The 17,633-nt window shown below is 69.0% G+C and carries 20 protein-coding genes and 1 pseudogene; 16 read left to right on the top strand and 5 right to left on the bottom strand.

The window, feature by feature from the left end:
• Positions 1-137 precede the first annotated feature (137 nt).
• The 7 genes from ACF09J_RS31990 (at position 138) to ACF09J_RS31960 (ending at position 7,406) form a co-directional block, all read left to right on the top strand.
• Positions 138-734 (top strand): DUF308 domain-containing protein, encoded by a 597-nt coding sequence (locus tag ACF09J_RS31990; RefSeq protein WP_392308959.1) that lies wholly within the window; start codon positions 138-140, stop codon positions 732-734.
• Positions 735-974: 240 nt separating this feature from the next.
• Positions 975-1,778: a nucleotidyltransferase domain-containing protein gene (locus ACF09J_RS31985; protein ID WP_392308958.1), complete on the top strand. Its 804-nt coding sequence runs from the start codon at positions 975-977 to the stop codon at positions 1,776-1,778.
• A gap of 293 nt (positions 1,779-2,071) precedes the next feature.
• The gene (locus ACF09J_RS31980; RefSeq protein WP_392309039.1) at positions 2,072-3,088 is read left to right on the top strand and encodes a helix-turn-helix domain-containing protein; all 1,017 of its coding nucleotides are present in this window, start codon (positions 2,072-2,074) and stop codon (positions 3,086-3,088) included.
• Between the two features lie 51 nt (positions 3,089-3,139).
• Positions 3,140-3,499 carry a peptidoglycan-binding protein gene (locus ACF09J_RS31975; RefSeq protein ID WP_392308957.1) on the top strand — a complete coding sequence of 120 codons (360 nt, stop codon included), beginning with the start codon at positions 3,140-3,142 and terminating at the stop codon, positions 3,497-3,499.
• A 640-nt stretch (positions 3,500-4,139) separates the two neighbouring features.
• Positions 4,140-5,444: an MFS transporter gene (locus ACF09J_RS31970; protein ID WP_392309038.1), complete on the top strand. Its 1,305-nt coding sequence runs from the start codon at positions 4,140-4,142 to the stop codon at positions 5,442-5,444.
• 507 nt (positions 5,445-5,951) lie between these two features.
• On the top strand, positions 5,952-7,166 hold the full coding sequence (locus tag ACF09J_RS31965; protein ID WP_392308956.1) for a cytochrome P450: 1,215 nt from the start codon (positions 5,952-5,954) through the stop codon (positions 7,164-7,166).
• 45 nt (positions 7,167-7,211) lie between these two features.
• Positions 7,212-7,406, top strand: coding sequence for a ferredoxin (locus ACF09J_RS31960; protein WP_392308955.1), 195 nt, complete (start codon positions 7,212-7,214; stop codon positions 7,404-7,406).
• Between the two features lie 37 nt (positions 7,407-7,443).
• Here the strand turns inward: ACF09J_RS31960 and ACF09J_RS31955 are convergent, their stop codons facing one another.
• Positions 7,444-8,058 carry a TetR/AcrR family transcriptional regulator gene (locus ACF09J_RS31955; protein WP_392308954.1) on the bottom strand — a complete coding sequence of 205 codons (615 nt, stop codon included), beginning with the start codon at positions 8,056-8,058 and terminating at the stop codon, positions 7,444-7,446.
• A gap of 187 nt (positions 8,059-8,245) precedes the next feature.
• Between ACF09J_RS31955 and rpmG the strand changes: the two genes are divergently transcribed.
• From rpmG to ACF09J_RS31935, 4 genes are all read left to right on the top strand, one after another.
• Complete coding sequence (gene rpmG, locus ACF09J_RS31950) at positions 8,246-8,410, top strand: 50S ribosomal protein L33 (RefSeq protein WP_392308953.1); 165 nt, start codon at positions 8,246-8,248, stop codon at positions 8,408-8,410.
• 44 nt (positions 8,411-8,454) lie between these two features.
• Positions 8,455-8,577 (top strand): type B 50S ribosomal protein L36, encoded by a 123-nt coding sequence (ykgO, locus tag ACF09J_RS31945; RefSeq protein WP_392308952.1) that lies wholly within the window; start codon positions 8,455-8,457, stop codon positions 8,575-8,577.
• Positions 8,578-9,070: 493 nt separating this feature from the next.
• Positions 9,071-9,355, top strand: coding sequence for a cupin domain-containing protein (locus ACF09J_RS31940; RefSeq protein ID WP_392308951.1), 285 nt, complete (start codon positions 9,071-9,073; stop codon positions 9,353-9,355).
• 319 nt (positions 9,356-9,674) lie between these two features.
• Positions 9,675-9,971, top strand: coding sequence for a hypothetical protein (locus ACF09J_RS31935; RefSeq protein WP_392308950.1), 297 nt, complete (start codon positions 9,675-9,677; stop codon positions 9,969-9,971).
• A gap of 105 nt (positions 9,972-10,076) precedes the next feature.
• Here the strand turns inward: ACF09J_RS31935 and ACF09J_RS31930 are convergent, their stop codons facing one another.
• Positions 10,077-10,976: an IS5 family transposase gene (locus ACF09J_RS31930; protein WP_392308949.1), complete on the bottom strand. Its 900-nt coding sequence runs from the start codon at positions 10,974-10,976 to the stop codon at positions 10,077-10,079.
• 14 nt (positions 10,977-10,990) lie between these two features.
• Positions 10,991-11,842: a methyltransferase domain-containing protein gene (locus tag ACF09J_RS31925; protein ID WP_392308948.1), complete on the bottom strand. Its 852-nt coding sequence runs from the start codon at positions 11,840-11,842 to the stop codon at positions 10,991-10,993.
• Between the two features lie 508 nt (positions 11,843-12,350).
• On the opposite strand from ACF09J_RS31925, the gene ACF09J_RS31920 reads away from it, so the two are divergent.
• The gene (locus ACF09J_RS31920) at positions 12,351-12,620 is read left to right on the top strand and encodes a hypothetical protein (protein ID WP_392308947.1); all 270 of its coding nucleotides are present in this window, start codon (positions 12,351-12,353) and stop codon (positions 12,618-12,620) included.
• A gap of 458 nt (positions 12,621-13,078) precedes the next feature.
• Complete coding sequence (locus ACF09J_RS31915; RefSeq protein WP_392308946.1) at positions 13,079-13,885, top strand: ArsR/SmtB family transcription factor; 807 nt, start codon at positions 13,079-13,081, stop codon at positions 13,883-13,885.
• A 200-nt stretch (positions 13,886-14,085) separates the two neighbouring features.
• On the opposite strand, the gene ACF09J_RS31910 is transcribed toward ACF09J_RS31915, so the two are convergent.
• The gene (locus ACF09J_RS31910) at positions 14,086-15,876 is read right to left on the bottom strand and encodes a HelD family protein (RefSeq protein WP_392309037.1); all 1,791 of its coding nucleotides are present in this window, start codon (positions 15,874-15,876) and stop codon (positions 14,086-14,088) included.
• Positions 15,877-16,092: 216 nt separating this feature from the next.
• Positions 16,093-16,423 (bottom strand): annotated as a pseudogene (locus ACF09J_RS31905) (IS481 family transposase); the annotation flags it as partial.
• A 121-nt stretch (positions 16,424-16,544) separates the two neighbouring features.
• Between ACF09J_RS31905 and ACF09J_RS31900 the strand changes: the two are divergent.
• The 3 genes from ACF09J_RS31900 to ACF09J_RS31890 all read left to right on the top strand — a co-directional run.
• A complete protein-coding gene (locus tag ACF09J_RS31900; protein WP_392309043.1) occupies positions 16,545-16,817 on the top strand; it encodes a hypothetical protein in 273 nt (90 codons plus the stop codon).
• Positions 16,814-17,332, top strand: a complete 519-nt coding sequence (locus tag ACF09J_RS31895) for a GNAT family N-acetyltransferase (protein WP_392308945.1) — start codon at positions 16,814-16,816, stop codon at positions 17,330-17,332. Before ACF09J_RS31900 ends, ACF09J_RS31895 begins: the two co-directional genes overlap by 4 nt.
• Before the next feature lie 86 nt (positions 17,333-17,418).
• Positions 17,419-17,633, top strand: a 215-nt coding sequence (locus ACF09J_RS31890) for a hypothetical protein (RefSeq protein WP_392308944.1), incomplete at its 3' end; no start/stop codon positions are given.

Here is a 17,633-nt window from a genome sequence, read left to right as displayed (position 1 = left end):
GGGACGGCAGAACTCATTCGATTCGAAGTGGATGGCAGAACTACTTCGTTCGAAGTACACGGCCTCTCCCGAGGCCGCTGAGACTCCTCATCGAGGCGAACGTCTCACACCATCACGATCACAAAACGGGACACCCGATGACTCAGACCACCGTGACTTCGAGCACGACCACGACCACGACGACGCCCTCCGGGCTCCGATCGCTCTACCTGATCCGAGTCGCCTTCTCCCTGATCTGGGTGGCACTCGTCGTCACGACCTCCGCCTCGCTCGTGTCGACGGACAGGCCCACAGTGATCGCGGCCGTGCTGCTCGTCATCTACCCCCTGTGGGACGCCGTCGCCACGCTCCTCGAGCGTCGCATGGCCGGCACCGGTTCCAGGGACCGCGTCGGTACCACCAACGTGGCCCTCGGCCTCGCCACCGCCGCTGCGATGATCACCGCCGTCTTCTCCACCATTGGGACGGCCCTGCTCGTGTTCGGCATCTGGGCCCTCCTTTCCGGGGCGATCCAACTCGTCGTGGCGATCCGGCGCCGACGCACCGTCGGTGCCCAGTGGCCCATGGTCATCAGCGGCGGACTGTCCGTCCTCGCCGGTGCCTCCTTCGCTGCCATGTCCGCCTCGGCGACGAGCAGTCTGTCCTCCGTCGCCGGCTACTCAGCCTTCGGTGCCTTCTGGTTCCTTGTCTCCGTCATCGCCCTGAGCATCCGCAGCCGACGCGAAAAGCGTTGACCACTGCCGTCGGAGCGGAGATCTGGTGATGTCCTCCCGCCTGGCCGGAGGTACTCGGTATCTCGCGGGCATCGACCAGCGCCTCATCGGCTGGCAGTCCACCCGCCGCCACCTCGCCTACGCTCTGCGCGGCCTTCTCCGCACTTCACCCGCATGGGTGGACCTGAGGGCGGAGGGTGCTGAGAAACGTGGTCGCAGTGAGTGATCTGGTTCTGCAGACTCTGGGCTGTGGATCGTTTGATGGAGATCGCGGATCGGTTGACCGGCGTCAGCGGAGTGGTCGGGGTGTGTCTGGGCGGCAGCCGAGCGACGGGAGCACACCGGCCTGACTCTGATTTCGATCTGGGCCTGTACTACCGGCCGCCGCTGGACACTGCTGCCTTGCGTTTCCTTGCGTCCGAGCTGACCGGCGAGTCGGTTGACGTGACGGAACCGGGCGGCTGGGGGCCGTGGGTGGACGGTGGTGCCTGGCTGACCGTTGACGGCTGCCGTGTCGACTGGATCTACCGCGATCTGGACCGCGTTCACCGGATCTGGGAAGACTGCCGGGCGGGGCGCTTCGAGGTGGGCACTCAGGCTGGTCACCCGCTTGGGGTGTACTCGCATGCCTATGTCGGCGAGGTTTCCGTTGGGCGCGTTCTCGCTGATCCCGGTGGCGAACTCCGGGCCCTGCAGCAGGAGACTCGCCGCTATCCGGAGCCGTTGCGCGAGGCTCTGATGGCCAACGCGCGGTGGGAGGCGCCCTTCACCCTGGCCAACGCCCGCAAAGCAGCAAGTCGTGGAGACGCCTTTTATGTCGCCGGCTGCGTCTTCCGCGCGGTAGGGCTTCTCGTGCAGGCCCTGCATGCCCACGCGGGTTGCTGGGTGCTGAACGAAAAGGGAGCCGTTCAGGCTGCGGGACAACTCCCGGCTGCTCCCGCGGACTTCGCGGCGCGGGCTCACGGGCTGTTCGCCATGCCCGGCACGACCCCAGACGTTCTGTACACCGTGCTCGATGCCGCTGACGGGCTGGCCGCCGAGGTATGCAGGCGGCTCACGTCCTGAGCGGAGCCATGGTGACCTATCCGACCAGCCGGCCGCCGTCGAGAACGACCGGCTGGTGCAGCGCCCGCGAGGTCCGTGCCCTTCCCAGGGGTCCGCAGACATCGGATGACGCGCTCGCGCTCGCTCTGGGACGGGGCGACGACGAGCAGGGCGATGAACTCGCCTTTGGGCCACAGACACTGGCGAATGCTCAGGTGGGCCTGCCGCAGACATCGGCTGATATTTCCCTCGATGCGACTACGGCCTCGGCGTCACCCTATGCGTAGACCTGATGGGGGGAAAGAAACTTGCTGGTGCGGGAATTCAGTACCGAGGTGGTGGCGGCGAGGGAACGGTTCGCTCTGTGGGAAAAGTTCTCGGAGGAATCGCACATGCCGAACCGGTTGCGCAGCGAGCATCAGGATGACTTCCGGGCGGCCATGCGCGTGGCGGGTTTGGGTGGGATGCAGGTATCCGTGGCGTCCTTCCCGCACCTGGAGGTGGTGCGCACGCCCAGGCTGGTCCGGCGGTGCGACCCGGAGATGTACCAGGTCGACTGCGTCCTGAGCGGGGAGGTAGTGCTCAGTGTGGACGGCCGGGAGACCACGTGCCAGGTCGGTGACATTGTGCTGGTCGACAGCGGGCACCCCTTCCGAGGTCAGTTCCGCGCCGCGCGTGGCAAGGGCTCCCACCTCATCGTGCAGTTCCCCCGCGCCTTGCTGCCGCTCCCCAGGTCGACGGTCCAGCGCGCGCTCGCCGTGCCGATCTCCGCACGCCACGGAATGGGCGCGACGTTCCACGGCTGGCTCAGCAATCTGAACGCCCGTGCGGAGGAGTTCAACGCGGCCGAGGCCCCGACGCTGGCCTCAGTCACCGTGGACCTCCTCGCGTCGTTACTCGGGCACTGCCTCGAGGCCGAGAAGGAGCTGACTCCCGAGTCCCGTCGGCAGGCCCTGCGGGTGCGAATCTGCGGCTTCGTCGAACAGCACCTCGGCGACCCGGACCTCACGCCCGGGACGATTGCCGCTGCCCACGGCGTCTCTGTCCGTCACCTGCATGCGATCTTCGCGGATCAGAACCTCACCGTCGCGGCCTGGATCCGCGACCGCCGCCTGGATCGGTGCCGCCGTGACCTGGCAGATCCTCTCTTGCTCGCCCGCCCCGTTCAGGCTGTCGGCGCCCGCTGGGGCTTCACCAGCGCCGCCCACTTCAGTCGCGCCTTCCGCGCCGCCTACGGCATGTCGCCCCGCGAGTACCGGCACGCGGCTGTGTCTGGGCAGCCCGTGCAGGCATCGTCAACAACCCTGCACGGATGGTCAAAGACACGCTGACGATGGACCGGCATGCTCATCTGCCAACAGGAGAAAGGATGGTTCATCCCCATGATGCTTACCAAGCGAGTTGGCCTGGTTCTCTCGGCGCTTGTGCTCGGTGCCGGATCGTTCGCTGTCGCCCCGGCGATTGCCTCTCCCGTCCCCACGCCGATGGCGGAGAGCGCCTGCCCCTACAGCGGGGCCCACCCGAACCTCTACCTGACCGACACCGGCCCTGCCGTCAAGCACGCCCAGTGCCTGCTGAACATCTATGGCAGGAGGGTCGCGGAGGACGGCATCTACGGCTCCACTACGCAAGCCCAAGTCAAGTGGGCCCAGCAAGCGTGCAAAATTCCGGCGGATGGCATCGTCGGCCCGAAAACCTGGGACTGCCTGCACCCGGACAAGAGTCCCAACCCCAACCCGTGAGCTGAGGCCGTCCAGAGGAGGACACACGCGCCGGTGACCCTAGGTGTGCTGTCTCGGGACGTGCGTGACAGGCGACACGCCTGACGCGGTCCTTGAATGGGGCGAGGGGGTTGCCGCCCGCGTTCCTTCATCCATGCCGGCTGCGCTGCTTCAGCGGCTGGTCGGCGTCCGCGTCCACGAGACACCGTCCGTGTCGGACACACACCCGACCCCACAGCGGCGCGTACCTCACGACCCGCACGACCGTCCCCGTACGGCGGGCGGTGCACAGGCGGCAGCCGAATGCGACCGGCCCCGCGACCGCACCGCCGATCCGCCACGCCGCCGCCGGCCGGCGCCTGAGCATCTCTTCCGCGTCCGCAGAGCCGCCCGCACCCGCTCGAGCTCCGCTTCAAGTCCTCCGCCTGCACCGCCTTCCGCGACAGCCGCGATCCCATGTCTGACCAGCAGGAGCCACACACGGCACATATGTCCCTTATCGTGGTTTTTGGCGTAACGTCTCCGCGGACAGGATGGAGTGGGTGCCGTGTCGTTCGCGGAGTCGGCCGGTGGCGGTCAGTCCACGCCCTCGCCCGAGTCGGCCCCGAAGCCCCAGCCGCGGTCCTGGGCACCGCTGTTGGCGGTGTGCACCGGGTATTTCATGGTGATCCTGGATGTGACGGTCATCAACGTCGCCGTGCCGGTGATCGGCCGGGAACTGTCGGCCTCGCTCACCGGCATCCAGTGGATCACCGATGGGTACACCCTTGTCTTCGCCGGCCTCCTGCTGACCGGCGGCGCGCTGGGTGACCGGCTGGGCAACCGCCGCGTCTTCTGCTCGGGCGTCGCGGTGTTCACCGTGTCCTCGGCCGCGTGCGCGCTGGCGCCGAACGCGCCCTTCCTGGTGGTGGCCCGGCTGGTGGAGGGGCTCGGGGCGGCGCTGATCGTGCCCGGTTCCCTGGCCCTGCTCCAGCAGGCCTACCCGGCGCCGGCCACACGCTCGCGCGCCTTCGGGCTGTGGGGTTCGATGGCGGGCATCGCGGCCTCTGCCGGGCCCCTGCTGGGCGGGCTGCTCGCCTCCACGGTGGGTTGGCGCTGGGTGTTCCTCATCAACCTGCCCGTCGGCACGGCCTGCCTGGCGCTGACGCTGCGGCACGTGACACGCTCGCCCCGGCACGCCGCGCGACGCCTGGACTGGCCGGCGCAGTGCGCGGTCGTGGCGGCGGTGGCGCTGCTGACCGCGGCGCTCAACGAGGCCGGACGGCGGGGGTGGTCCGCTCCGGCTGTTCTCGCCGGGGTGGGCCTGGCCGGGCTGGCCGCCGCGGCGTTCGCGGTGCGGGAGCGGCTGGCCCGGTCTCCTGCCCTTCCGCCAAGCCTGCTGCGGTCTCGTACGATGAGCGGCGGAGCCGTCATCGGCCTGCTGTTCAACTTCGGCTTCTACGGCATGGTGTTCACCGCCAGCCTGGAATTCCAGCACCAGCGCGGCTTCAGCGCCCTCGGCACCGGACTGGCACTGTTCCCGGCGGTGGCGATGACCATGTTCGCCTCCGTCCTGTCCGGGCGGCTGACCCGCCACACCGGCGATCGTCCGCTAGTGATCTCCGGCATGCTCGTGGCCGCCCTGGGCCTGGCCGGCTGGGCCTCAGCGGGAGCCGACCCCGCCTACCCGATGCTGGTGGCCCCGATGATGGCCGCCGGGTTCGGTACCTCCTTCGCCCTCACCGGTTCAACCGCGACCGTGATGGGTGCCGCACCCCCGGCGTACGCAGGGGCCGCCTCCGCCCTGTTCAACACGACTCGCCAGGTCGGCAGCGCGACCGGTGTAGCGCTCGGCGGCAGCCTGCTGGCCACGGCCACCCACTACAACACCGGTCTGCGCACCAGCATGGCCATCGGCGCCCTCGCCTACCTGACCGCCGCGGGCCTGGCGTGGCTGTGCGTGCCGGGGAAGCCCAAAGGAACGTAGCAGTCCGCTTACGGGCCGTATGCGCGCCGTCGAAGCTGCCCACCGCCGGGCCGGTGACGGCAGAAGCGGAACCGCTACATCCGGACAACCTTCACGGAGGAGTCGCCGACGACGCGTTCGACGGCGCCGACGGCGCTCGTCCGTGGGAGCTTTCTCGATGAAGACCACCACACGGTCGTAGGGGCCGTTGATCCCGCACGGCCCGCCCTTGCGCTCGCCGACCCCAATGGTCGGCGAGTGCCAGGCGTGTGCGGCTGAAAATCCCCCTGCCCGTGCCGCAAGCGTGACGGCCGTGTTGCACGCCCATAACAGATAGTCGAGTATCAGTTAAAAGGGGTGGGCCGTGCCAGGACAACGGGTGCCGGCGGGCCGCGCGGGAGGCGGCCCCGACTCTCTCTCCTGGATGCGTCCCGCCTGCGACCCCCATCGCCGGTCGGGCGGCCGGGTCCGGCGGCACCGCACGGACACCGTCAGCTTGCTCGCACCCCCCTCACCCAGGAGATGTTCATGGCCGCGACCGCCCCCGCACCGCAGTTGCCGTTTGCCCGCCCCAACGCCCTGGACCTCGCACCCCTGTTCACGCGCCTGCGCCAGCAGGGGCCACTGGCCCGGGTGACCACTCCGGCCGGTGACCCCGCCTGGCTGGTCACCACCTACGACGAGGCCCGCGCGATCCTAAGCGATCCCCGGTTCGGCAAATCGCACCCCGCGCCCGAGACCGCGTCCAGGATCTCGTCGGCCGCGATCCAGCCAGGTCCCATCAGCACGTTCGAGGACGAGGCCCGCGAGCACGCGCGGATGCGCAGGATGCTCGTACCCGCCTTCACCGCACCGCGTATGCGGCGCCTGAGCGCAAGGATCGAGCACCTGGCCGGGCGCTGCCTCGACGGCATGGACGAGGCCCGACGCAACCGTCCTGATGCGCCGGTCAACCTGCACGACCACCTCTCCTTCCCGCTGCCGGTCCAGGTGATCTGCGAACTGCTCGGCGTGCCGAGCGGCGACCGGGACCTGCTGCGCGGCTGGTCCGAGCGGATCGGCGCCCTTCACGGCGGGGCTGACGGGCAGGCGGCCATGGCGGAGTTCCAGGCGTACGTCGCAGCGCTCGCTGAGAAAAAGCGCCTCTCGCCCGGCGAGGACGTCATCACCGACATCCTGAAGGTCCAGGCCGAGGACGCGACCTTCACCGAGGACGACATGACCCGCCTGGCCGCCGGTCTGCTGTTCGCCGGCCACGAGACCACCTCGACCCGCATCGACTTCGGCGTCATGTTCCTGCTCAGTGACCCCGCTCGCCGCGACTGCTTTGCCGCCGACCCCGCAGCGCACGTGCAGGCCACCGTCGAGGAGATCCTGCGCATGGCCGCACCCGGTGGGCTCGGCCTGATGCGTTACGCCCGCGAAGACGTCACCATCGGCAAGGACGTCATCGCCCGGGGCGACGCCGTCCTCGTCGCGATCAACTCCGCCAACCGGGACGCGAAGAGGTTCGAAGCCCCGGACACCTTCAACCCCTCACGCACCCCCAACGCACACCTGGCCTTCGGCCACGGCGGCCACTACTGCATCGGCAACGCCCTGGCCCGCACCGAGATGCGCATCGCCTTCACCGCCCTCTTCCGCCGTATGCCCCGCCTGCACCTCGCCGTCGACCCCCACACCCTGCCCGACCACGCCGAACGTCTGGCCGGTGGCGTCAGCACCGTCCCCGTTCTTTGGTGACGCTGCTGCGTGACGCACACAGCGACAGACGAGGAGAAGCAGAGCATGCACCTGGAAACCGACACCGCGCGATGCGTCGCCTCCGGCCAGTGCGCCCTGAGCGCGCCCGCCGTGTTCGACCAGAACGACGACGGCAAGGTCATCGTTCTCGACGCCGCGCCGCCACTGGCAGAACACTCCCGCGCGCGGCAGGCCGCCGCCCTGTGCCCGGCCGGCGCCATCCGCGTGCACGGCGACTGACCCGCCCGCCGTCAGAATGCCGGCGCCCGGACAGCCTTCACCCCTCCGGGTACCGCAGTGCCGGAGCCCCGCACGGCAAAGGATGCGCCGCGACAGGCGAGAGGCCGTCCAGGATCAGCGCCACATAGCGCCGCCACCCGTCCTCACCCGGATCCATCGTCCACAGCACGCTCACCAGCATGGTCATGAGGCGGCGCAGGTCCTCCGGCACCAGGTCGTCGCGCACCACGCCTTCCCGCTGACCCCTCTCGACGAGCGGGGTCAGCGCGTCGAAGAACCGGTCACCGACCCCCGGCGTCAGCACTCCGGCGCCGCGGGCCGCGGTCAGCACGTTGTAGGCGTCGGCGGCCGACGACAGTGCCGCCTCCCACACCTGCGTCAGACCGCGCCGCACGTCATCGTCCCGATCCGCCCGCTCGACCGCGGGCAGCACTTGTTCGGAGAACTGCTGGTCCAGCACCGCGCGCAGCAGCACTCCCTTGTCGGGGAAGCGGCGGAACAGCGTCGCGATCCCCACCCCTGCATGCCGGGCGACCTCGTCCAGCGAGGCATCGGGCCCGTGTTCGGCGAACACCGCACGCGCCGACCGGACGATCTTGTCGAAATTGCGTGCTGCGTCGGCACGCAGCGCTCGGGGGGTACCAGCTGGCATGCCCTCAACTTAGCAATTGATAGTTGACACTCGATTCAGGCGACAGGCGTTCCGGACCTCATCTTGTGCCCAGGTTCTGCCGAGCAAGGGACGGGGGCGCCGGAATGCGACGAAGGACTCCGTTGTTGGCGAAGGTGGCTGGCATGTCAGGGTCAATCACCTGGGATGTCGGCGAAGGGAGGACCTCATGGCACGCAGCACAATGCGCCCCGTCGTCAAGCTGAAGTCGACGGCCGGGACCGGCGTCACCTACGTGACCCGTAAGAACCGTCTCAACGACCCCGACCGGCTCGTCCTGCGCAAGTACGACCAGGTGGCCGGCAAGCACGTCCTGTTCCGCGAGGAACGCTGAGCCGAGTCGCCGCCCCCGGCGGACGGCCACGAGGAGGAGAAGACATGAAGGTGCGGAAGTCTCTGCGCTCCCTGAAGGCCAAGCCTGGCGCTCAGGTGGTGCGCCGCCGGGGCGTGACCTACGTCGTCAACAAGAAGAACCCCCGTTTCAAGGCGCGCCAGGGCTGACGCCTGGAGCGCCACGGCGCCGGCCTCGGGGCGCGGTCTCGGGGAGCCTGCCGACGCGCGGGCGGCGGAGACTGCGACACAACGGCCTCCTGGTACTGCTCGGCTGGGATCGTCACCTCGAGCTACCGGGAGGCCCTGCCACATGCGCCGACCGCTGAGAGACCACCCCGAACAAGAACCGTGTTCGACTGATCAGGCCTGCCGGTGAAGCCGCTGGCTGAGTCACGTCATGTGGCCGTCGCCGGGCTCCGCGCTGCTGGGCGAGCTGCTTGGCCCGGCGGAGGGAGACGCCGAGGCGAAGATGCGGCGCCTGCCGGCCACCCGCTACAGCACCGCCCCCGTTCCTGTCGCTGTCGGGCGAGTCGCCCGCCCGGCGAAGTGCGACCACAGCCCCGCCCCGCCGCCACAGTAGGCGGTGGCTAGCCTGCCACCTGGCATGCTGCCGCACCGGTTCGCAGTGCAGGTGCGGCAACCGATGATGAGGAGAAAAGCCATGTCGACCACCGCCCGCGCCACCGTGCAGCACGAAGACGAGCGGGTACGGGTCACCCGCTGGGACTTCGAGCCCCATGAGAGCACCGGCCGTCACGTGCACGAGTACGACTACGTCGTTGTACCCGTCACCGACGGGCGGATCGACGTGGTCACCCCCGGCGGCACCGTCACCTCCTCGCAACTGCGGGCAGGCGAGTCCTACGCCCGCCCGGCGGGCGGCGAGCACGAAGTCGTGAACACTGGCACCGCCCCGCTGGCCTTCGTCGAGATCGAGCTGAAGTAACCGGCAACCTGAAATCAACGAAATCCGTTGAGCGCCCATCGGCCCCGCGCGCTTACGGTACGGCGTGACCAGCACATACCGTCCTGTCCATGGTCGCGGGTCCGGACGCATCCAGTGCGATCCTGGCGATCCACGACCCGTTGGAGGCGGCGCACCCCGGGGAGCCGTGAACCGGGCAGTCAGGCCGACGCAGCCTGGAAACGGGGCCACGGGTCCCTGGGCTGCGCCACGATCGCCGCGCAGGCGGAAGCGGTGCTTCGAACCTACGGTGGTCTCAGAAGCGGCAGCAGGCCGAACCGCCGTTGCTGAGGAGGCTGCGATGGAGGAGCACTTCGTCTGGGTAACGACGCGCCGTCTTCAGCCCGGCACCTTGGAGGAGTTCGAGAGAGCGTGGCGCCCCGCCCCCTACCCGCAGGGGTTGCGACGCGCCTTTGCCTACTGGTCGGAGGACGGGCAGGAGGTTACCGGGGTGTCGTTCTGGGACTCCAAGAAGGCATGCGATTCCTGGCGGGCCTCCGAGCCGGAGGCTCAGCGGCGCGCGAACATGGCCCCGTATGTTGTCGAGGAGCGAGAAGGCTTCTACCGCGGCCGTGAACTTGCCGTCCCCCAGCCGTAGCCATGCGGGGTGCACCCTTCGGCGCTGCGGTGGGTGCCTGTCCACTCGAACGGCGGCCCCGGCGTCTGCTGCTGCGTGGGCACCGGTACCACTAGGCCGTGTCTCTCAACTTCGTAGCCAGGCGATGACCGCCGCCAGCACGGCTGCAGAGCGATAGACGATCGCGAGTTTGTCGTAACGGGTGGCCAGGCCCCGCCACTGCTTGAGCAGGCTGAAAGATCGTTCCACGACATTCCTGCGCTTGTAGGTCTCGGTGTCCAGAGCGCGGGGTCGTCCGCCGCTGCGGCCCTTTCTCCTTCGGTTGGCCTGCTGATCGGCGCGCTCGGGGATCACAGTGCGGATGCCACGGGCCGCGAGGTCTGCGCGGACCTGCTTGGAGGAGTACGCCTTATCTGCGAGCAGAGCGTCCGGTACGGTGCGTGGCCTGCCGCGGCCGAGTCGTGGGACCCGGATGTCGCCCAGCAAGAGGGGGAGGACCTGCGCGTCGTGGACCTGGCCCGGAGTGACTACGACGGCCAGCGGGCGGCCGTCGCCGTCCACGGCGTGATGGATCTTGGTTGTCAGGCCCCCGCGGGATTGGCCTACTGCGTGGCCCGCTGGCTCACCCCCGGTCGCAGGAGATTCGCTCTTGCCGCGGTAGGTGGCAGCGCCGGTGTCCTTCTCCGGCCGGGCCGTGTTCGTGGCGTGTTGGTGGGCCCGGTTGATTGTCGAGTCGACCGAGACCGTCCAGTCGATAGTGTTGATCGAGTCCGCCTGGGCGGTCAACTGCGCCAGAACCGTGTCCCAGGTGCCGTCAGCCGCCCATCTGCGATGACGTTTCCAAACCGTCTGCCAGGGACCGAACGCCTCGCGGGGCAGATCTTTCCAGGGGATTCCGGTGCGGTACCGGTAGATGATCCCTTCGATGATGCGACGGTGGTCGGCGAAGGGACGCCCTGCCTTCCCCGCGTTGCGGGGAAGGCAGGGCGCCAGACGTGCCCACTGCTGGTCGGTCAGCAGGCGCATGCGCCCGCTCCTGGTCACCGAGGCCGGTAGGCGGTGGCCAGCACGGAGACGGTGACCCGATCGGGCAGGAAGCCGTAATCGTTCAGGTCCGCACGGCTCACATGGCGTGCGCTCGGCGTCATCGCCACCAGGTCCAGGACATCCAGCCTGGACAGAGTCACGGGGTACTCCACCCGTTCGGTGACGACGGCCTCGAAGAACGGGCCCAGTGCCTGGTGCAGGCGCTGTTCCTTGGCCGGGTCGATTGTGACCATCTCAGGCAGCCGGTCGCGCAGTTCGGCCAGGTGTCGCCCTGTGGGACGGACCACGATCAGCTGGCCGGTCGGGCGCAGTACGCGGTGGAACTCGGCCGGGTTGCGCGGGGCGAACACGTCCAGCACGACGTCGGCCACTCCGTCGGCCAGTGGGAAGGGACGGAAGACGTCCCAGGCCACCGCGGCGGCTCGATCGTGGGCACGGGCTGCCGAGCGCAGCGCGCGCACCGATGTGTCCAGACCCAGACCACGGGCGCCGGGCAGCTGGTCGAGCACGCCGGCCAGGTAGTAGCCCGTGCCGCATCCCACGTCCACCACCGTGGACTGCTCAGACACGGCGCCGACCGCCATACGGGCCCCGACTTCGCGGACGGGCGCGTAGGCGCCGGTGGACAGGAACCGGTCCCGGGCCTGGACCATGGCTGGGTCATCGCCGCTGGTGGCGCGGGTGCCCGTCAGCAGACTGGCGTAGCCGTGGCGGGCGATATCGAAGGTGTGGCCCACCGGGCAGCGCAGCGCGCCGCGGTCGGGGTGCAGGTGGCGCGTGCGGCACGTTGGGCAGCACAGCAGGTCGAGGGACAGTTCGAGGGCAGGGGGAAGCGACACGGGCACGAGGCACTCCTGGCAAGGGGTGAAGGGAAGAGACCGTGCCTGCACGCGCACTCGGACCGTCACTGCTTCAGAAAGGAACGGGCAGCGTCGGGAACGTGGTTCACGTAGCAGGCACGCCAAGGAGGGCGACGCCGTCCGGCATCGCCCTCAACGCCTCCCGGTCACAGGAAGCAGCAGTGCGGGGTGCTCATGAATGCCACGTCATGAGTCTACGGGCATCGTTGCCCTACCGGAGTTGGGAGACACGACCTAGCCCGCGTCATCGATGCTGGTGCCCGGACGATGGATCGGACGGGGAGACCGCGATCAGATGGGCTGCTCGGCGGCTGTCCCGCAGTCCGCCTGGGGAATCACGTCCCACGCCGCGTTCATGGGCATGTTGCGACCGGCCGACGAGGGTCGGGATGGAGTCTGAGGTGACCGTGCTCGACCCATTGCCCGGCACCCTGTGATCGCCCGGCTGGCTGCTGCGGGCGGGTCGGGCCGTGCGGCCGCCTATGGTAGAGACATGGGCGAGATCGTCGTCGTGTACGAGGTCGACAAGGCGAAGGCCACCCGTGTACCGGGTGGTGAGGAACGGCTCATCCGCCGGGTGCACGCGGCGCCCGCCGCGCCAGGGTCCCCCGACACGACGGGACCACGAACCCTCTGCGGCAAGGACACCTTCGCCATGGAGACGAGTTGCTGGAAGCCCTCCGAGCACCCTGAGGCACCGTGGTACCCCGCAGAGTACGTAACCGCGGTCTGCCCGGACTGCCATGCCGTGATGGAGACCTGACCGGCACGCCGACTGCCCTGACGTTGCGCTTGCCGGATACCTCCCTGTCTGGTGCCTCCCGCGTAATGCACTCGGACTGCGGGCGGCCTGACCCGCTCAGGGGTCACTGCGTTCAGCGCGTTCCAGGTCCTGCGTGTTACGGGTGGCGGCCTCATATTCCAGTGCGGTTTCGTGATCAGGATGGTGTTGCCCTCCTGGAGGCCGAACGCCAGGTCTGATTCACGCCAGCTTCCGGCGCTGGTGCCGGCAATGCTCAATGTCATGCGGGCCGAGGGCCTCCCGCGAGACTCCCGCTGACGCGTTGGTCGCAGCATGGCGCGCGTCCACCGCCCCACATTGTCCCGAGCGTCACCCGGCTCGGTTAGGACTGGTCGAGCGAGTGCCGCCGCGTTGACGCGCAGCCGATCGGCTGCCTAATGTTATGTGCAACCGAACGGCTGCATATTGCGGGGGCAGAGATGGACGAGGTCTTCAAGGCGTTGGCCGACCCCAGTCGACGTCGGCTGCTGGACAGCCTGAACGCCCGCAACGGGCAGAGCCTGCGAGAACTGTGCTCTGGGCTGGACATGGCACGGCAGTCGGTCAGTAAACACCTGGCCGTACTGCAGGCGGCCAACCTTGTGACCGCGATACGCCGAGGCCGGGAGAAGCTGCACTACCTCAACGCCGAACCGATCAACGCCATCGCCGACCGCTGGATCAGCCACTACGACCGCGAGCGGGTGCGCGCACTCGCCGACCTGAAGCAAGCACTGGAGACAACACCCATGGACAGCAACGCGTTCGTCTACACGACCTACATCAACACCACGCCGGAGAAGCTCTGGCAGGGCCTGACCGACCCGGCCTTCACCCGCCGCTACTGGGGAGTGCAGTTCGAGACGGACTGGAAGGCCGGATCAGTCATGACCTGGGAAGAGCAGGGAGCGAAGACCTCCCACCCCGGCCAGGTCGTGCTCGAATCAGACCCCTACCGGCGCCTGTCCTACACCTGGCACACCTTCACCCCCGAGTGGGCCAAGACTGTGGGCGTGAGCGAGGAGGTCCTTGCCCAACTGGCCGCCGAGCCGAGGTCGAAGGTGGCCTTCGAGATCGAACCCGCGGGAGAACTGGTCAAGCTCACCGTGACGCACGACGTCGGCGCCGCACACACGCTGGCAGGCATGTGCAGCCAGGGTTGGCCGGCGATCCTGTCGAGCCTCAAGACCCTCCTCGAAACCGGCAAGCCGCTCCCCACCCCTCAGCCTGACCGCCAGGAAGCCTGAACCTTGCGAGACCGCCACCATATGGTGCGGCTGGATGCCTCCGAAGCTTCGATCCACGTCGACGGCGGCTTCACCGCCTGACACGCGAACTCGACCTCGCAACCACGCTGAGGCCCAGCCCGTCCGGCGTCAGCGGGGCGTGGGTATGCCCCGCCATGTCAGCCCGTCCATGTACAGCTCGGAGCGCCCAGCAGAGGGCCTTACGAGGTGTGGTGTGACGCGGCCTGCGCCCGGACTTCCTCGGCCACGGTGGTGGCGAGTGTGGGCGGACACGCGGTGAGGCTGCGGGGTGGCTCGCCGTGGCGGATCGATCGGCTTGGCGTCTGGCTGGGGGCGATTCGCGCGAGAAGGCCGTGGGTCGTTTCCAGGATCTCCTGGGTCGTGCGGTAACTGACGGTCAAGGTGTGCAGGGCGAACCGGCTGCCGAGATGCGGACCCAGAGCCTGGGACCAGTCGCCCGCTGCCGTCGCCGGGCCCGCCTGGGCGAAGTCGCCCACCAGCGTCATCGACCTGGCCGGGCACCGGCGCAGCACCATCCGCCACTCCATGGCGGTCAGCTCCTGCGCCTCGTCGACCACGACGTGCCCGAATGTCCGCTCCGTGGGCGCGTCCACCAGTTCTGCCGCCTCGTCCAACAGCGGTACATCGGCATCGGTCCACGGGGCGTCAGGAGAACGCACCAGCCGAGAACGTTCGTTGTCAGTGAGCGAGGGCAAGCGCCTGCCCATCGTGCGAGCGTCCGCGAGGAGGGCCCGTACGACCGCTTCGGGTGTCAGCCGTGGCCAGAGGGACTCCACCGCACAGTCGACGTGGGCGTCGCCCATGAGATTCGCGCGGACGGCGTCCGCGTCGAACAGCCCGGCCGGGTCTGCGGCCGGCGCGTCGTCGAGGCCGAGATTCCTCAGATCCTCCTCGGCCGCGGCATCGAGGTCCATCCCGGTGCTCTCAGCGATCTCAGCATCGATGTGTTCGAGGGCCTCGAGGGCGCCGCGCTCCAGCGCGCCCGTGGCCGTGCCGATCAGGTGCTCCTTGAAGATCTCCCGCGCATGGTTGTGCGCCAGGCCGCCGGCCACCGCAGCCTCCCGTGCCGCCGCGACATCCGCGCTCTTCAGGCGGACCCATTCCTGTCCTACGCGCACCGCGAACCCGCCGTCCGGTGCCTGCAGGGATCGCACCAGGTCCGCAAGCGCCTCGGCCATCACGGAACTCCCCTTGAGTCGCGCGACATCGAACGACTCCACAGCGGCGGGCACGACCCCGGCCAGCTCCAAGGTCGCCAGGACCACGTCGTTCTCCCCGAGCGAGGGGAGCACCTGGGAGACGTAGTCGAGGAACCGCGCGTTCGGCCCGAGCACCAGCACACCGCGCGCGGCGGCGCGCGGGAACGCGTACAGCACGTACGCCGCCCGGTGCAGCGCGACGACGGTCTTGCCTGTGCCGGGGCCGCCCTGTACCACCGTCACCCCCTGATGCGGGGTCCGGACGATCGCGTCCTGCTCCGCCTGCAGCGTCGCCACCGCCGCACGCATCCGCCCCGTGCGCTGCGCCTCCAACGCCTCCGTCAACGGACCGTCGACGACGATGTCGCCGACCGCAGGTGCGGAACCGTCCAGCACCTCGTCGCTCACCGCACGTACCGCGCGGTTCTCGACCCGAAGATGACGGCGCCGCCGCAACCCCATCGGGTGGGCGGCCGTCGCTGCGTAGAAGGCCCGCGCCGCTTCCGCTCGCCAGTCGACGAGCAGCGGCAGGTCTCGGTCGTCCACGTGCAGGCCGAGCCGTCCGATGTGAAGGACGGTTCCGTCCGCGACGTCGATCCGGCCGAACGCCAACCCCTCCTCGGCTCCCTCCAGCCGGCGAAGGCGATGCGCCAGACGCTCTGCGTCGACGTCTCGCGCGTACACCTCGCCCGCGCTGTCCACCGACGAGCTCAGCACGGCCGCCAGCTCGGCCCGTACATCCGCCGACCGCTCATCGAGCAGCCTGTACATGGCGGCCACATAGCCTTGCTCTACCTCGATCTGTCCTGCGGCACCCTCAATGAACTGCGGCAACAGCGGCCTTCCTCTCGAGTCGGCTCTCCACTATGCAGCCAAATTCTGCAAAAGTAAGGCTTGACTTACTTGTCCGAGTCAGCCGACCACCCTCTGCCTGACCTGGGTTCGGAGAGGCCGACGTGACCACCAGCCCGATGGCCGCAGGGCGGCAGGCCGACTCACAGCGCTGACGCCGGCGCGTCCTCGGTTGAAGCGCTCGACCTTGCCGTTGGTCTGCGGCCGGTAGGGCCGGATCTTCTTGTGGGTGATGCCGGCCGTGGCCGGCGTCATCGACGGCGGAGCGGATGAACGAGTAGCCGATCATCGGCTTGCGGCTGCGGCGTCGGTCGGTGGTGGCGAGTTTGTTGTCCATCGCCTGGCGGCGGTCCATGACCTTGTCGCCGCCGCCGTCGGGGATGTCGCCGGGCTTTTTGATGTCGACGTGGACGAGTTCGCCCGGCCAGGCGCGTTCGTAGCGCCGGACGATCGCTTTGGTGGGCCGGCGATAGGCAGCGCAGCGCGTATACCGTGCGGGATACTCCGGCTATGGCTGAAACCACTGTCAAGGTCGACACGAGGACCCGGGACACCCTGCAGGCCTCGCCGCTGCCGAAGGTCTGTCTGTGAAGGCCTACCTCGGCAAGGTGGCTGAGGAGAAGGAACAAGAGCGGGCCCTGCAGACGGCGACCGCCGCCTTCCGCCGCGCGATGAGCGAGCCCGGCGTCATGGACGCCTTCGATGCCGAGTTCGGCGGGCTGCCGTCCGTCGCGCACGACACCCCGCGGGCGGCCAGACCGCGGGCCGTGAACGCACCCCATCTTGTCGCCCTCGTCCGCGCCGTGGCCCGCTTCGAACGCGGCCGGCTCGTCGAACGCCCCGAGGCGGTCGCGGCGTGAACACCCTCCAGGCCCAGGCCATCAGCACCAGGCGGCTGGACCTGCTGCCGCTGCACCTCGAGCATGCCGAGGAGATGGCCGCAGTGCTGTCCGACCCGGCCCTGCACACCTTCATCGGCGGCACTCCGGACACCCCGCAAGCCCTGCGCTCGCGCTACCAGCGCATGACCGCAGGCTCTCCCGACCCGGCCGTCTCCTGGCTGAACTGGGTGATCCGGCTCCGTGACACGTCCTGCCTGACGGGCACCGTCCAGGCGACGGTCAGCCCATCCGGCCACGGCCCCCTCGCCGAGATCGCCTGGGTGGTGGGGACCCCATGGCAGGGAAGAGGCATCGCCACCGAAGCGGCCCGAGGACTCGTCGCCTGGCTTTGCCGGCAGCCCGTGCGCACCGTCATCGCCCACATCCACCCCGAACATCGGGCATCCGCCGCCGTCGCCACTGCCGCCGGGCTCACGCCCACCGACGAATGGCACGAAGGCGAGATCCGATGGCACCAGTGCCTCAGACGATAACTTCACCCATCCACAGATCTTGACCATTACTCTCCTGTGGCCGACGTTCTGGCGCTGAAAGCCTGGTGAAGGAGAACCCCGGCAGCGTGCCCAAGGCCATCGCCGCAGTAGCTGGAGACGCGCTCGTGATGGTCGTCGGCGAGAGGTTCACTCTCCCAGGCCACCGCGGGCAAGGGGGCGGCCGGATCGGCCTGACCTGCGATCCTTTAGAAGTCATCTCATTTGGCGAGTCTGCGATAGCAGATGAGGGTGCAGGCGATGCTGGTGAAGGCGAGGAAGTGGTCGGCCTTGCGTTCGTAGC

Origin of the sequence: Streptomyces sp. NPDC014889, assembly GCF_043081205.1 — a bacterium.
Lineage (GTDB): Bacteria > Actinomycetota > Actinomycetes > Streptomycetales > Streptomycetaceae > Streptomyces.
Note: the sequence above shows the minus strand (reverse complement) of the source record. Positions and strands in the feature narration are given on the sequence as shown.

Bases quoted from the DNA above. Each gene is read 5' to 3' on its own strand.
- ACF09J_RS31990 (WP_392308959.1), top strand. From the start codon at position 138: ATGACTCAGACCACCGTGACTTCGAGCACGACCACGACCACGACGACG.
- ACF09J_RS31985 (WP_392308958.1), top strand. From the start codon at position 975: ATGGAGATCGCGGATCGGTTGACCGGCGTCAGCGGAGTGGTCGGGGTG.
- ACF09J_RS31975 (WP_392308957.1), top strand. From the start codon at position 3,140: ATGATGCTTACCAAGCGAGTTGGCCTGGTTCTCTCGGCGCTTGTGCTC.
- ACF09J_RS31970 (WP_392309038.1), top strand. From the start codon at position 4,140: ATGGTGATCCTGGATGTGACGGTCATCAACGTCGCCGTGCCGGTGATC.
- ACF09J_RS31965 (WP_392308956.1), top strand. From the start codon at position 5,952: ATGGCCGCGACCGCCCCCGCACCGCAGTTGCCGTTTGCCCGCCCCAAC.
- ACF09J_RS31960 (WP_392308955.1), top strand. From the start codon at position 7,212: ATGCACCTGGAAACCGACACCGCGCGATGCGTCGCCTCCGGCCAGTGC.
- ACF09J_RS31955 (WP_392308954.1), bottom strand. From the start codon at position 8,058: ATGCCAGCTGGTACCCCCCGAGCGCTGCGTGCCGACGCAGCACGCAAT.
- rpmG (WP_392308953.1), top strand. From the start codon at position 8,246: ATGGCACGCAGCACAATGCGCCCCGTCGTCAAGCTGAAGTCGACGGCC.
- ykgO (WP_392308952.1), top strand. From the start codon at position 8,455: ATGAAGGTGCGGAAGTCTCTGCGCTCCCTGAAGGCCAAGCCTGGCGCT.
- ACF09J_RS31940 (WP_392308951.1), top strand. From the start codon at position 9,071: ATGTCGACCACCGCCCGCGCCACCGTGCAGCACGAAGACGAGCGGGTA.
- ACF09J_RS31935 (WP_392308950.1), top strand. From the start codon at position 9,675: ATGGAGGAGCACTTCGTCTGGGTAACGACGCGCCGTCTTCAGCCCGGC.
- ACF09J_RS31930 (WP_392308949.1), bottom strand. From the start codon at position 10,976: ATGCGCCTGCTGACCGACCAGCAGTGGGCACGTCTGGCGCCCTGCCTT.
- ACF09J_RS31920 (WP_392308947.1), top strand. From the start codon at position 12,351: ATGGGCGAGATCGTCGTCGTGTACGAGGTCGACAAGGCGAAGGCCACC.
- ACF09J_RS31915 (WP_392308946.1), top strand. From the start codon at position 13,079: ATGGACGAGGTCTTCAAGGCGTTGGCCGACCCCAGTCGACGTCGGCTG.
- ACF09J_RS31910 (WP_392309037.1), bottom strand. From the start codon at position 15,876: ATGTACAGGCTGCTCGATGAGCGGTCGGCGGATGTACGGGCCGAGCTG.